The sequence below is a fragment of the Staphylococcus sp. HMSC068G11 genome (assembly GCF_001815825.1).
GTDB lineage: Bacteria > Bacillota > Bacilli > Staphylococcales > Staphylococcaceae > Staphylococcus > Staphylococcus epidermidis.
Genome location: NZ_KV822052.1, coordinates 1 through 14,731, shown reverse-complemented (window position 1 = coordinate 14,731; position 14,731 = coordinate 1). Strand labels below are relative to the sequence as shown.

Genomic DNA, 14,731 nt, shown 5'->3' with positions numbered 1-14,731 from the left:
GTTTATTGACCACCTTTCTGTTTATCTTTTTTATTGTCATCGTCTTCAAAATAATGATGTTTTTTCAAGAAGTCCTCTGCAACTGTTGCAGGCTCTTTCCCTTTACCATCAGCTTGATAATTTAATTCTTGCATTTGTTCTGTTGATATCTTACCTTCTAATTTTTTAACAATCGGTTTGAGCTCTGACTTCTCTTTTAACAATTGATCTGATGCAAGTGGACTGGCATCGTATGGTGGGAAGAATCGACGATCATCTTTCAACACTTTTAAATCATATGCTGAAATACGTCCATCTGTAGAATAACCTACGGCAACGTCTAATTTGCCAGAACTCAGTGCATCATAGACAAGACCAATTTGCATAGGTCTTACCGTACCGAAACTATAGCCATATTCTTTTTTAAATGCTGGATAACCGTCACCTTTACGGTCCATCCATGAACTATCCATACCTACTCTTAAATCTTTAGCATGCTTTTCTAAGTCTGAAACAGTTTCTAAATGATATTTCTTAGCTGTCTCTTTTGTTACTATCAATGCATATGTGTTTTCAAAACCATATGAATTGAAGAAGGTTTGATTGTATTTCTTTTTAAACCCTTCTTGAGTCGCTTTCATGGCCTTTTTAGGATCTTTAATCGGATCTTCTTTCAACGCCCCTGTTAAGTCAGTGCCTGTATAACGCGTACCTGACATATTAGCTTGGCCACTTGTGACAGCATTATGTTGAATCGTACTTGAACCTAAATTATTAATTAAGGTAGGTTTAATTTCACCTTTTGTATCATGTTCAATAAGTAATCTCAGCATGTGCGATATAATTTGTGATTCACTTGTTCCTAAACTTGTGATTCTAACATCGTCATCTGAATGACTATTTTTTAAACCGGGTAAGTTACATCCAGATAACACTGTTAGACATAATACTAAAACAATTAGATATTTTTTATAATTCTTCATATTATCCTCCTTCAATGATTATCTGGAAACTTTTAATCCTTTAGGTACAACCCATTTTTCAATCAGTGATAAAACATAATCTACAATAAGTGCAATAGCAGTGACAAGAATAGTTGCAGTAATAATCATACTCGGTTCAAATAGCGCTAATCCGTTAAAGATAAAATCACCTAAACCACCAGCACCAACATAACTTGCCAATGTTGCCCAACTAATAACGTAGACAGAAGACAGCCTAATTCCACTAAGTATTAATGGTAATGCGAGTGGCAACTCCACATCTTTCATCAATTGAAAGTTAGTCATTCCCATACTACGTCCTGCTTCTCTAAGGTTGGAATCTATATTTTGAATGCCTATAATCGTATTATTTAAAATTGGTAATAATACATATAAAAATAACGCTATAATTGCAGGTGTTTTTCCTACACCAAATAATGGAATCATTAAAGCTAATACCGCTAATGTAGGTATCGTTTGTAAAACGCCAGCTATCGTCAATGACACTTTCGAAAGCTTTTCCTTTTTAGATAATAAAATGCCTAAAGGAACCGCTACAATCATTGCAATAACCAATGCCACTATCGATATGTACAAATGTTCGAATGTCTTTGCAAATAACATACCACTATGTTCCGAAATAAACTTTATCATGGTGTCTCAACTCCTGTGGACTCGGGTTCAACAATCCCAGAATGATTATCATTGTTACCCGATTCTAACTCTCCCCAAATACTGTCATAAACAATGTCTACAAGGTTAGCTCGGGTGACAAGGCCTAATAATGTTTTATTATCACTGTCAACAACGGGTACATTACGTACATTACGTTTAAGAATTGTACGAACAGAATCTTGTAACTTACTATCAATACGTACTCTATAAATATCTCGTTGCATCGTATCTATAAGTTCTTTATGATGTCTTAATCCTTCGTTAATATCTTCAATATCTAAATAACCCAATAAATGCTCATCATTGCCGACAACAAATATCGTATCGACTCTTTTCTCTCTCATAATATTCACCGCATCATTAAGAGAACGGTCAACATGTACTGTCACGGGTTTAATCATCGCATCTTTAACTGTACGGATATTAGGTCTATCTTGAATTAAGCGATTCTGACCAATAAAGTCTCTAACGAAATCATTCGCTGGACTACGTAAAATATTATCTGGCGTGTCATATTGAATCACCTGTCCATTTGTCATAATACATATTTTATCTGCAAGTTTGATTGCTTCATCCATATCATGTGTAACAAAAATGAATGTCTTTCCTAATTGTTGTTGTAATTTTTTGACTAAGTCTTGTAATGTATCTCTTGTGATTGGATCGAGTGCACCAAACGGTTCATCCATTAAAATAATATCTTGTTCAGCTGCGAGTGCTCTTACAACACCAATACGTTGTTGTTGACCACCTGATAATTCTGAAGGATATCGATTTAAATATTCTTCTGGTAAATCTACTAAGCGTATAAGTTCTTTCGCTTTCTCATCCTTTTTCTCTTGTGACCATTTTAATAACTTTGGTACGAGAACAATATTCTCTTTCACTGTCATATGTGGCATTAAGCCGATTTGTTGTATGACATAACCGATACTGCGACGAAGCTCAACCGGATTAAGCTCTTTGATATTTTTACCGTCAATGGTAATTTCTCCCTCTGTAGATTCAATCATACGATTAATCATTCTAAGGGCAGTTGTTTTACCGCTACCACTTGTCCCAATAAATGCAATAAAGTCTCCTGATTCAATGTTTATGGTCATATTATCTACAGCTTTTTTACCACCTGCATAGACCTTTGATAAGTTTTTAATACTTAACATATGTCCATTCCTTTCTATAGGTAATTCAATTTGTTAAAAAATAAGGACTCATTGTGATGTTATACAAAGTAAACTAAGTAAGAACAAGGCACAAAAGAGTCCTTAAATCATATTCATCTAAATTCTAAGTTGTATTACTCTTTCCTTTTTGGCTTTTTCTTGATGCCGATACGATGACCTATATATTGAGATGTCGTCTCCACATTTTCTATATTATAATAACGTTCGATGTTATTCAAAATGTCGTTCGGAAATGCTGAAGGTCTTCCTGAAGTCGTATCAATGCCCATCAGCATCACTTCATATGTTGCACATAAATCATCATCTGCATTAAACATTTCCATTAGGACATGTAATCGTTTGCTATCATAATCGTGAAGATGCACTTTAACAATGACATCTTCATTTTCTTTCATTTCATTAAGAAACATGACATGATTTTCTAAGGTGAATACGGTATATTGGTAAGATTGAATGGCATCAATAGTTAAGCCTAAATGACCTAACCAATCATCTGTTGTATCACTGAAAATTCGGTTATACATTGCATCATTTAGGTGCCCGTTATGGTCTACCCAATCACGATGCACTTTTGTGTGAAACACATACTGTTGATTCATCATTGTAACTCCGCTCCGTTAGACTTTTTCATCGCTTTACTATCACTTGGCCAATATTGTTCTGCTAATTCTTTCACTTTAATTAGAAATTCGTTTCTTTTTTGATCAAGTTCAGACATTGTATATCCTTGAGAAGATGCTTCACTACCATTTACTACTTTATGATATAAGTCATCTGTCAGTTCAGGCGCGATGAGTTTTGTCCAAGGTTTTTTGAGAGCTGGACCAAATTGTTTTAACATATGACGCATACCACCTTCACCACCTGCCAAGTGGAATGTCATAAATGGACCATATTGTGCATAACGTAAACCTGCTGCATGGGTAAACGCCTTATCAACTTCCTCTGTTGTTGCAATGCCATCATTAACTATGTGCAATGATTCACGCCATAATGCTTCCATAAGACGATCTGCAATATGTCCTTCTATTTCATGACGCACATGTAAAACATCCATGCCAATACTTTCATAAATCTGTTCGGCTTTAACTGTTGTTTCTTCAGATGTTTGCTTACCTGGTACAATTTCGACTAATGGCAAAATATATACCGGGTGGAATGGATGCGCAACAACTAATCGCTCAGGATGTGATAAGTTAGCTTGTAATTCTGAAGGCATAATTCCTGATGTACTTGAACCAATTGTTGCTTCGGGTTTCGCATAAAAATCAATCTCTTTTAATACAGCATCTTTAATTTCTTCTACTTCTGGTACATTTTCTTGAATATGATCCGCATCTTTGACCGCTTCTTCTAAATGTGGTGTAAATGTTAGGTTTTGAATTGATGCATTTTCAGCAAGGCCCATTTGCTCTGCGTAAGGCCAATTTTGTTTAACTTGTGTCAACATGCGTTCATATGCACCTTCACTTGGATCAGTAGCAATCACTTCATGACCATGCGCAAGCATTCTAGTAATCCATCCACTACCAATTACACCTGTTCCAACAACTGCGAATTTCATTATTTGTCTCCTTTACCATGAGGATTTCTAAGATTAAATTTTTCTCTTGCTTCAGCAGGTGTAAGTGGCTCAATGTCGAGCTCTGCTAAAATTCTTTTTGCCTCTTCTACCAATGCTTCATTCGTTGCTTTTACACCTTTTCTTAAATAAATATTATCTTCTAATCCAACACGAACATTTCCTCCACGTTGCGCAACTTCTCTTACAGTTGGGAGTTGCATCTTACCAATGCCAAATGCTGACCAATGTGCATTTTCTGGTATACGTGATTTAAGATATTCTATTGTTTCAGGATCATTTTCTGCACCCCAAGGAATACCTAAACAAAATTGGAACATAGGGTCTCCATCAATTAATCCTTCTTCTATCATTTGTTTGGCAAAACTCACATGACCTGTATCAAAACATTCAAGCTCAGGCTTGACTCCCGCATCTTTAACCATTTGTGCTTGTTTACGTAACCACGATGCAGGGCTTAAGTATATTGCATCTCCCATATTGACACTGCCACAATCTAATGTACACATTTCTGGTAATAAGTCACCAATAGGTTTAAAACGTTCTTCTGGTGTTTGAATCCAAGTTCCTTCTCCACCTGTCTCTGGATGTTCTAGACTTGGAATGAAGTCTCCACCGCCACCAGATGTCACATTAATGACGATATCTTCATCAGCTTCTCTGATTAATCTAACTGTTTCAGCATACAGTTCTGGATCATGACTTACTCCTCCAGTTTCAGGATCTCTTACATGAATATGTGCGACAGTTGCTCCTGCTCGTGCACATTTAATTGCTGAATCTGCAAGTTCTTGTGGTGTAACTGGTACGTTCTCATTTTTTTGTATTGTATCTCCAGCGCCAGTAATAGCTGCTGTTAAAACAACTTTTTGCATCATTAACACCTCTAAAAGTTTTATTTTTTATGACATTGATTACTATACCAACTAGTCGGTTTAGTTTCAACTGACTTAACACAAAAAAGAACAGCGCGATGTACGAGACATCACCCTGCTCTACGGATATAGCTTATTTAATTTTTTTCTATTTGCATCTTTAAACGTTCAATAACTTTCTCTCTCATTTCTTCATCTATAGCACTAATTCCGAATATTTCCGACAACCATAAACCATCGACAGCTAAACGAATAATGGTAGCATCTACCTCATCTAACCCGTCGTGTGTAATTTGATATTGCCATTCTTGATATGAGGTCTTTAATGGTGATAATAAACTTCTATTAGTCCCTTGCGCCGCTAACATTCCAGAAGTAATAGGCGCATTATCCGTACGATGTGCTCTTGTCGCTTCTATAAATGCGTTGAGCCATTGCCCTTTTTTGTTCTTTTCATTATCGATATGTTGGTTCACGTTATCTCTGTACAAATTATTGGCATAGTTAACCAGCTCTTTGATGAGTTCATCTTTACTTTTAAAATGATAAAATAAACCACCTTTACTTATTCCAGCCCTTTGAGCTACAGCATCCAACGTGAGATAATCAGCACCTTTTTCATTAATAATAGCTGCGGCCGATTCTAATATTAATTGTCTTTTGGAAGTTCTAGGCATTTCGTCACCTTCTTTATCGAATTCTAAATAATATATAATTGTAATTATTTAACACTTTTTCAACACCCATACTTATCGAGTGTATTTATTTTATAAACAACTTTTCTTAAATTCAACTTTATTAACATGAATTGTATTTATTAATAACGATTTACTTATTACTATATGTCACAAACATATAAAAAGTAAACTTATCATATAATATATGTTCCTCTGTCAACGTCGGTTAATTATGAAAAAATATTAAGTAGCTCCATTCCGTTGCTTAATACTTTTTTATTCACTTATAAAAATCCAAGAAAAGAGAGAGCGATTTCGCCCTCTCTTTTTTGTGTAGTAGTACTATTAAATTTTATCTCACTAACAATTAATATACTTATTAATAAAATGATGTATTTAAAAATTATAATAATCTTGAAATATAATTATTAAGAAATTCGCAGTTATATCATTTATTAACTCAGCCTTATTGTACGTGGGACGATTTTTTAGCAGTCATAAAGTATACAATAATACCAATAATGAAACCAATAAGTGCTGGAACAATCCATCCCATACCAATGTTAAAGAATGGGAGATAATTTTCACCAAATCCAATGATTGTTTGTGCAAATTTTGTATTAACAAAGAACTCTGGACTTGCTTTCACACCATCTACAAATGCCGCCACCATTGTAAATAATGTTGTAAATCGATAGACAATTTTAGAATGTTTAAATAATGGACTAAGTAATGCTAATAAAATTAAAGTAATCGCTAAAGGATAAATGAACATCAACACTGGTGTTGAATACATAATAATTTTTGTTAAACCTACATTAGCAAATATACAAGCTAATATACTCACCCCAGTAGCTAACCAAAGATAGTTAGATTTAGGGAATAACTCTGTAAATGTTTCCGAAAAGGCTGTGATCAATCCTATTGCTGTTTTCAGACATGCCACAATGATGATTAGTGACAAAATAATAATTCCGTAATCCCCTAAATAATGTTGTGCAATCTGAGCAAGCGCAATACCACCATTTTCACTTACTTTAAAACGACCTAAACTCATCGTACCCATTAAAGCTAATAAAGTATAAATAACGCCCATAGCTATAATACTAATCGTACCTGATTTTAAAGTTTCTTTAGCGATTGTATTCGGATTAGTAATCCCCAACTTTTTAATTGTAGTAACAATGATAATACCAAATGCTAATGATGCCAAAGCGTCTAATGTATTATATCCATCGATAAACCCTTTGAGTAACACGCTATTGCTATAATCAGCACTTACTGGCGCATGACTAATTCCACCCATAGGACGGATAAATGCAAGCACAACAACAATTCCAAGCAAGATGAGAAAGACCGGATTTAAGAATTTTCCAATATAGTCTAATATTTTAGAAGGTTTACGCGAAAATAACCACGCTACTCCGAAGAATAAAATACTAAAAATAGGCAACAACGCTTGGGCCGTACCAGATGAAATAAATGGTGAAAATGCTATTTCAAATGACGTCGTCGCAAGTCTTGGCAACGCAAAAAACGGACCTATAACAAGATACAAGCCAATTGTGAACAAATAACCATATATTTTACTTATCCTTGAGGAAATTTCAAAGACCCCGTTTGTTTTAGATACACCTATCGCTATAATTCCTAAAAAAGGTAGTCCGATAGCCGTGATAAGAAATCCTAAATTGGCGGTCCATACATTTGCCCCCGCAGTTTGACCTAAGTGAATTGGAAAAATGAGATTTCCAGCACCAAAAAAAAGACCAAACAGCATTGAGCCGATAAATAGATTCTCTTTTAATGTTAATTTATTTTTCATCATTAATTATGTATCTCCTAATATGTATTATTAGCTATTATACATGATTTTAACCGTCTGCGTGGCACGAAGTTATATTTATATATGTGTGTATTATTACATCTTAATCTCATAGTTTTTCATTTTATAACACGATTCAAACTATAAATAATGAAAAATTTTTAATATTTCTATACATTGTTGTTTTTTATAAGAAATGTTAAGTTAATATTTATTTTTTATTAAAAATCCATTTATTTTAGCATATAATTTTTAATTAATAAAAGTTTTTGATAATATTAAGTGTACAAGGATTTTTATTTTTTATTAAAAAGTGAAAATCATTACTAAAAATGAGGAGGACTGTGAAATGACTGTATTGAGTGAGCAAGACAAAATAAGATTATTAGCTGATATCGTCAAGATTCAAACTGAGAATGATCATGAAATTAAAGTATGTGAGTACTTAAAAGACCTGTTAAGTCAATATGATATTGATTCTAAGATTGTTAAAGTTAATGATTCACGCGCTAATTTAGTTGCTGAAATTGGTAGTGGCGCTCCAGTCTTAGCAATCAGTGGACACATGGATGTTGTAGATGCTGGTGACCATGATGATTGGACTTTTCCTCCATTTGAACTCACAGATAAAGATGGCAAGTTATTCGGCAGAGGTACCACTGACATGAAAGGTGGTCTTATGGCGATGGTCATCGCGATGATTGAATTAAAACAATCAAACGCATTAAAGCAAGGTACGATACGTTTATTAGCTACTACAGGAGAAGAGACGGAACAATATGGTGCACAATTACTAGCTGATGAAGGTTACTTAGATGATGTGAGTGGTTTAATTATTGGCGAACCAACTAGTAATATCGCTTACTATGCTCATAAAGGTTCTATGAGCTGTGTAGTCACAGCGAAAGGTAAGGCTGCACATAGTTCCATGCCACACCTAGGTACAAATGCTGTTGATATTTTAGTTGATTTTGTAAATGAAATGAAACAAGAATATAAAAATATTAAAGAACATGATAAAGTACACGAGTTAGACGCTGTTCCAATGATTGAGAAACATCTCCACAGAAAAATTGGTGAAGAAGAATCACATATCTACTCTGGATTTGTAATGTTAAACTCTGTATTCAATGGTGGTAAACAAGTTAATTCTGTTCCTCATAAAGCGACAGCTAAATATAATGTAAGAACTGTTCCAGAATATGACAGTACTTTCGTGAAGGATTTATTTGAAAAAGTCATTCGTCATGTGGGCGAAGATTATTTAACTGTAGATATACCTAGCAGTCACGATCCAGTGGCAAGTGATCGTGATAATCCTCTTATTCAAAATATTACACGTATTGCACCGAATTATGTACATGAAGACATTGTTGTGAGTGCATTGATTGGTACAACTGATGCATCTAGTTTCCTAGGAACAAATGAAAATAACGTGGATTTTGCTGTCTTTGGACCTGGTGAATCTATTATGGCGCATCAAGTTGATGAATTTATTAGAAAAGATATGTATTTAAGTTACATCGATGTTTATAAAGATGTATTTAAAGCATATCTAGAAAAATAAACTATTTAAACTTATGAATCATATTTTTATTAAATAAAGTTAATTGAGATATATTTTATACTCAGTTTATCGACTGATTAAACGTAAAGAAGCCTGTGACAACGATTGATGTCTCAGGCTATTACTATATTTATCTTTCTATAATGTTACGGGTATTTTGCCATTAAAGTTAACATAGCGATAAGCTTCTTTAACCGCTTCATCGTCAGGTGGTTCAACATTTTCGAGTTGATAAGGGATGCCTAAATTTTTCCACTTATGCACACCGAGTTGATGATATGGTAAGATTTCAAACTTTTCAACGTTATCTAAAGAATTAATAAATTCTCCTAGTTTTATCAAATCTTCTTTATCATCCGAAATACCAGGTACTAAAACATGTCTAATCCAAACAGGTTGTTTCATATCAGATAATTTACGTGCAAACTTTAAAATATGTGTGTTAGGTTTGCCTGTTAATTTGATGTGCTTATCATTATCAATATGTTTAATATCTAATAAGATTAAATCTGTATGCTTTTGCAATTCATCAAAATGACGATTAAATGCTGGTGTATCATTCACACATCCCGCAGAAGTATCAATGCATGTGTGAACACCATTCGCTTTTAATTCTTTGAATAATTGCTCCAAGAAAGGCATTTGTAGTAATGGTTCGCCACCACTGACTGTTACCCCACCACCTGAAGCTTCAAAGTAAGGTTTGTACGGTAAGATTTCATTTACCATTTCATCAACCGTCACTTCTCTTGATGGTTCGTTAATCTTCCAAGTGTCTGGATTATGACAATATAAACATCTTAACAAACAACCTTGAGTAAATAATATATATCTAAGTCCTGGCCCGTCGACAGTGCCCATACTTTCAACGGAGTGTAAGTGTCCTTTAAGCATTTTGCTCCCACCTTAAATTTATTACATAGATTCGTGGAATGTACGTGAAATAACATCTAATTGTTGTTCACGTGTTAATTTAATGAAGTTTACAGCGTATCCAGATACACGAATCGTTAATTGTGGATACTCTTCTGGATGTTCCATTGCATCAATTAATGTTTCTCTATTAAATACGTTAATGTTGAGGTGATGACCATGTTGCATTGCATAACCATCTAACATACTAGTTAAGTTTTTATTTTGATCTGCTTCTTCTTTACCTAGTGATTTCGGTACGATACTAAATGTATTTGAGATACCATCTTTACAGCAATCGTAAGGTATTTTAGCTACTGAACTTAGTGAAGATAATGCACCTTTTTGGTCACGACCATGCATTGGGTTTGCGCCAGGTGCAAATGGTTCGCCAGCTTTACGTCCATCTGGTGTGTTACCAGTTTTCTTACCATAAACAACGTTTGAAGTAATTGTTAATACACTCATTGTGTGTTCAGAATTACGGTATGTTTTATGGCTACGTAATTTAGTCATGAAACGTTCAACTAAATCTACTGCAATTTCATCAACACGACTGTCATTATTACCATATTTAGGAAAGTCGCCTTCGATTTTAAAGTCAGTTACAAGACCTTCTTCGTTACGGATAGGTTTAACTTGTGCATATTTAATCGCTGATAAAGAGTCAGCTGCTACAGACAATCCGGCAATACCAGTTGCCATTGTGCGAATAATTTCTGTATCATGTAAAGCCATTTCAAGACGTTCATAGCTATATTTATCATGCATATAGTGAATGATATTTAATGAGTTGATATATACGCCAGCTAACCAGTCCATCATTTTTTCATATCTTTCGAAGACTTCATCATAATCTAGTACGTCTGATTTAATACCTTCATAACTTGGCCCAACTTGTTTACCAGATTTTTCATCTTTACCACCATTGATAGCGTAAAGTAATGCTTTAGCTAAGTTAGCACGTGCACCGAAGAATTGCATTTGTTTACCAATCTTCATGGCAGATACACAGCAAGCGATACCATAATCATCGCCATAGCTTTCACGCATTAAGTCATCATTTTCATATTGGATTGAGCTCGTTTTAATACTCATTTTAGCACAATAGATTTTGAAGTTTTCAGGTAAGCGAGTAGACCATAACACTGTTAAGTTTGGTTCTGGTGCTGGACCTAAATTATCTAATGAGTGTAAGAAACGGAATGAGTTTTTAGTTACCATTGGACGTCCGTCAATACCTACACCACCGATAGATTCAGTTACCCAAGTTGGATCTCCAGAGAATAATTCATTATATTCAGGCGTACGCGCGAATTTAACGATACGCAATTTCATAATGAAGTGGTCAATGATTTCTTGAACTTCTTGTTCAGTGATGTCACCATTTTGTAAATCACGTTCAGCATAAATATCTAAGAATGTTGAAGTACGTCCTAAACTCATTGCTGCACCATTTTGTTCTTTGATAGCAGCTAAATATGCTAAGTATAACCATTGCACAGCTTCTTTGAAGTTAGTAGCAGGACGGCTAATATCAAATCCATATTTTTGACCTAATTCTTTTAAATCTTGAAGTGAACGATATTGCTCTGATAATTCTTCACGTAAACGAATTACATCTTCAGACATTTCAGTAGACATTGTGTTAAAGTCTTTAAGTTTTTGTTCCATTAAGAAATCTACACCGTATAAAGCAACACGACGATAGTCTCCGATAATACGTCCACGTCCGTAAGCATCTGGCAAACCAGTAATAATACCAGCTTTACGACAGTTTAACATTTCTCTTGAATATGCATCGAATACACCTTGGTTGTGTGTTTTACGATATTCAGTGAAGATTTTTTCTGTTTCTGGATCTAATTCGTAACCATACGCTTCACATGCTGCTTTTGCCATACGAATACCACCGAATGGTTGCATAGAACGTTTGAATGGTTTTTCAGTTTGAACACCAACAACTTTTTCTAAATCTTTGTCTAAGTAACCAGCGTCATGAGAAGTGATTGTCGATGCCACTTTAGTATCCATGTCCCACATGCCACCGCGCTCACGTTCTTCTTTTGATAATTGCATTACTTGATCCCATAAAGTTTCAGTTGCTTTTGTAGGACCTTCTAAAAATTCATCGTCACCTTCATATAATGAATAGTTCAATTGTATGAATTCTCTCACGTCTATATTTTTATTCCAACGACCTGTTTTAAATCCTTGCCAAGCATTAGTATGATTATTTGTTTCTAACATACTCTCCGCCTCCATTTCGTATTGTTAACGTTTTCAACGGCAGTATACCATGAATCATGTGATTAATTTCACATAATTTGTGGCATATTTTCTACTAAAGTTTGTATAAATTACGAACCTGTGACAGAAGTTATAACAGTTTGTGAATAAATTATCCTGTTACATAACAGTTTTCTGAAAAATTCCTTCTATAATGAAACCTCATAGCAAGAAAAATTCACTATCTTATAACGAAAAGTAAAACAAAACCTGAGACAATTGTTGTCTCAGGTTTTGTTTATCTATCATTAAATTAGAAACTGGCTTAGTCTTTTTATCTCTGTTACTAATAAGGCTAAATTGAAAAACATATCATAGATATTACAGATGTGCGTTTGAGTGTCCTAACACATAAATTTTATAGACAGTTCAACTTAGAGCTCATAAGCTATATGGGGATTGTACTCAAAATAAATTCTACTCTACCTCATTTTTCACACTCTTAATTTACCTCTTTATTATTATTGATTTAGCTTCTTTCTTTTTAAAAATCCATAAAACTAGAATTAAAAAGATATGAATGTAAAAATTTCTTCTATTGTAATCAAAAAGCGTGAATATTCTAATGCAATAAAATTTTGATACAATTTCATTTCTTTCGTTTTAACAAAGTAAATAAATCGATTATTTTTACATGTACGGGAGTGTAACCTCAGACAAACTGGAGGCTCCCTTAAAATTTTTCGTTATTTTTATGTAGTTCTGCTATGAAGCTTTAGAAACACTTTGTCCTTGTCTAATTTTACTTAGTATCATTGCAATAGTAACCAATAAAGCGCATAAAATATACATCCATTTAAATCCTACCGTATCTGATATTGGCCCCATTAGCACACCTCCTAGTGAAATCCCTAAATCTGCACATGCTATAAACAATCCTAATAACATATTACGTCCTATCTTTGGTAAGACAAAACTTAAATACGTTGTCAATGTAGGATAAACGAGCGCTTGTGTTATTCCAATAAAGATTGCACTTATATATACAAATATACTCAATATTTGTGGTCCAAAAGCTACAATGATTGAAGCAATCATCAGTAACGTTAAGACAATCATCATAAACCGGTGATGCCATAAACCATCAGATGGTACATACTTACGTAAATAAAATCTAGCTATCACTACTGTAATGGCTTGAATTGTAAGGAAAATACCTGCATTCGCGAAACCTTCCCTAACTGTATATAATGGTATAAAAGTACTCATCGCACCAAACACGATAGATGACAAAATCATAATCATACCACTGCAGAAGAGTGCTTTATTTTTAAAAAATTGAACATATACAGTCATTGCATTAAAAGGTAAGACTTCTTCTTTTGGTGCTACCTCTTTTTGTGTATTTGCAAAAGTAGTTCTATAACCAAATAAGGTTGTTGTTACTGCAATAAAAATCATAACAATAGCAAATATGGTCATATTTTCCACGTGCCAAATCCCAACTGCAATTAATGGTCCTAATAAATTGGGAATTGTTGAAAACAATGAATAGAGAGATACACCTTCTGAACGATATTTTTCAGGTAAAGCATCTATAATACCCAATTGTAAAGACATTGAGAAGAATGCCGTACATACACCTTGCATGATACGTGCAACCAAATAACCTTCAAGTCCTGTAAACCCATATAATACCAGTGCCATAGCATTAATCAATAATATAATACGCAATACTTTAATCGGTCCTACACGTGCAATAATTTGACCAGCCCAAGGGCGAAATAGCATTGCCGTTAGCATGTAAGCTCCCATTACAATTCCAATTACGGTATTCGTCGCCTCCAAGTCATGTCCTCTTAGAGGTATGAAAACATTGAGTATGGCATTCGCACTAAAAAACATCAATGTTAAAATATATAATCTTAAAAATGGCCAAGACATGGCACCTTTCATATTGTCACTCCTTAGATTGATAGTTGTTTATCAATCAGTTCTCTTGTATAACCATTTTGTTGCCTATGCAATTCACTTATAGATGTCCTAGCTTCGATACAGCCATTTTTAAAAATAAGCAAGTCATCACATATATACGTGGCAGCTTGTATATCATGAGTAATAAAAATATAACTCAGCTGATGTGAGTGACGTAACCTTTTCAATAAATCTAATATTTGTGTTTGCATAGACATATCTAATGAACTAATCGGGTTCTGTTGCAAAGTAAAAAAATATAGCTAACC

Annotated in this window: 12 protein-coding genes and 1 pseudogene; 1 reads left to right on the top strand and 12 read right to left on the bottom strand. The window is 34.1% G+C overall.

What is annotated here, in order from left to right:
- Positions 1 to 2 precede the first annotated feature (2 nt).
- The 8 genes from HMPREF3058_RS00180 to brnQ form a co-directional block, all read right to left on the bottom strand.
- Positions 3 to 962, bottom strand: coding sequence for an osmoprotectant ABC transporter substrate-binding protein (locus tag HMPREF3058_RS00180; RefSeq protein WP_070731004.1), 960 nt, complete (start codon positions 960 to 962; stop codon positions 3 to 5).
- Between the two features lie 18 nt (positions 963 to 980).
- Positions 981 to 1,616 carry an ABC transporter permease gene (locus HMPREF3058_RS00175; protein ID WP_001830452.1) on the bottom strand — a complete coding sequence of 212 codons (636 nt, stop codon included), beginning with the start codon at positions 1,614 to 1,616 and terminating at the stop codon, positions 981 to 983.
- Positions 1,613 to 2,800, bottom strand: coding sequence for a betaine/proline/choline family ABC transporter ATP-binding protein (locus HMPREF3058_RS00170; RefSeq protein WP_070731001.1), 1,188 nt, complete (start codon positions 2,798 to 2,800; stop codon positions 1,613 to 1,615). The genes HMPREF3058_RS00175 and HMPREF3058_RS00170 overlap by 4 nt, the downstream gene beginning before the upstream one ends.
- Before the next feature lie 134 nt (positions 2,801 to 2,934).
- A complete protein-coding gene (locus tag HMPREF3058_RS00165) occupies positions 2,935 to 3,423 on the bottom strand; it encodes a thioesterase family protein (RefSeq protein ID WP_002485975.1) in 489 nt (162 codons plus the stop codon).
- Positions 3,420 to 4,385 (bottom strand): 3-hydroxyacyl-CoA dehydrogenase NAD-binding domain-containing protein, encoded by a 966-nt coding sequence (locus tag HMPREF3058_RS00160; protein WP_002485988.1) that lies wholly within the window; start codon positions 4,383 to 4,385, stop codon positions 3,420 to 3,422. Before HMPREF3058_RS00160 ends, HMPREF3058_RS00165 begins: the two co-directional genes overlap by 4 nt.
- Positions 4,385 to 5,278, bottom strand: coding sequence for a beta-keto acid cleavage family enzyme (locus tag HMPREF3058_RS00155; protein ID WP_002494032.1), 894 nt, complete (start codon positions 5,276 to 5,278; stop codon positions 4,385 to 4,387). The genes HMPREF3058_RS00160 and HMPREF3058_RS00155 overlap by 1 nt, the downstream gene beginning before the upstream one ends.
- A gap of 137 nt (positions 5,279 to 5,415) precedes the next feature.
- Positions 5,416 to 5,955, bottom strand: coding sequence for a TetR/AcrR family transcriptional regulator (locus HMPREF3058_RS00150; RefSeq protein WP_002446863.1), 540 nt, complete (start codon positions 5,953 to 5,955; stop codon positions 5,416 to 5,418).
- A 466-nt stretch (positions 5,956 to 6,421) separates the two neighbouring features.
- Positions 6,422 to 7,783, bottom strand: coding sequence for a branched-chain amino acid transport system II carrier protein (brnQ, locus tag HMPREF3058_RS00145; protein ID WP_002446862.1), 1,362 nt, complete (start codon positions 7,781 to 7,783; stop codon positions 6,422 to 6,424).
- Between the two features lie 346 nt (positions 7,784 to 8,129).
- Here brnQ and HMPREF3058_RS00140 point away from each other — a divergent pair, with 346 nt between their 5' ends.
- Entirely contained in the window at positions 8,130 to 9,347 is a 1,218-nt protein-coding gene (locus tag HMPREF3058_RS00140) for an ArgE/DapE family deacylase (RefSeq protein WP_002491273.1), read from the top strand.
- A gap of 138 nt (positions 9,348 to 9,485) precedes the next feature.
- Here HMPREF3058_RS00140 and pflA read toward each other — a convergent pair whose 3' ends face one another.
- From pflA to HMPREF3058_RS11465, 4 genes and pseudogenes are all read right to left on the bottom strand, one after another.
- Positions 9,486 to 10,241 carry a pyruvate formate-lyase-activating protein gene (pflA, locus tag HMPREF3058_RS00135; RefSeq protein WP_002446860.1) on the bottom strand — a complete coding sequence of 252 codons (756 nt, stop codon included), beginning with the start codon at positions 10,239 to 10,241 and terminating at the stop codon, positions 9,486 to 9,488.
- Positions 10,242 to 10,262: 21 nt separating this feature from the next.
- Entirely contained in the window at positions 10,263 to 12,509 is a 2,247-nt protein-coding gene (pflB, locus tag HMPREF3058_RS00130) for a formate C-acetyltransferase (protein WP_002491252.1), read from the bottom strand.
- Between the two features lie 744 nt (positions 12,510 to 13,253).
- Positions 13,254 to 14,444 carry a staphylopine family metallophore export MFS transporter CntE gene (locus HMPREF3058_RS00125; RefSeq protein WP_002446858.1) on the bottom strand — a complete coding sequence of 397 codons (1,191 nt, stop codon included), beginning with the start codon at positions 14,442 to 14,444 and terminating at the stop codon, positions 13,254 to 13,256.
- A gap of 11 nt (positions 14,445 to 14,455) precedes the next feature.
- Positions 14,456 to 14,701 (bottom strand): annotated as a pseudogene (locus HMPREF3058_RS11465) (ABC transporter ATP-binding protein); the annotation flags it as partial.
- Positions 14,702 to 14,731: the final 30 nt, after the last annotated feature.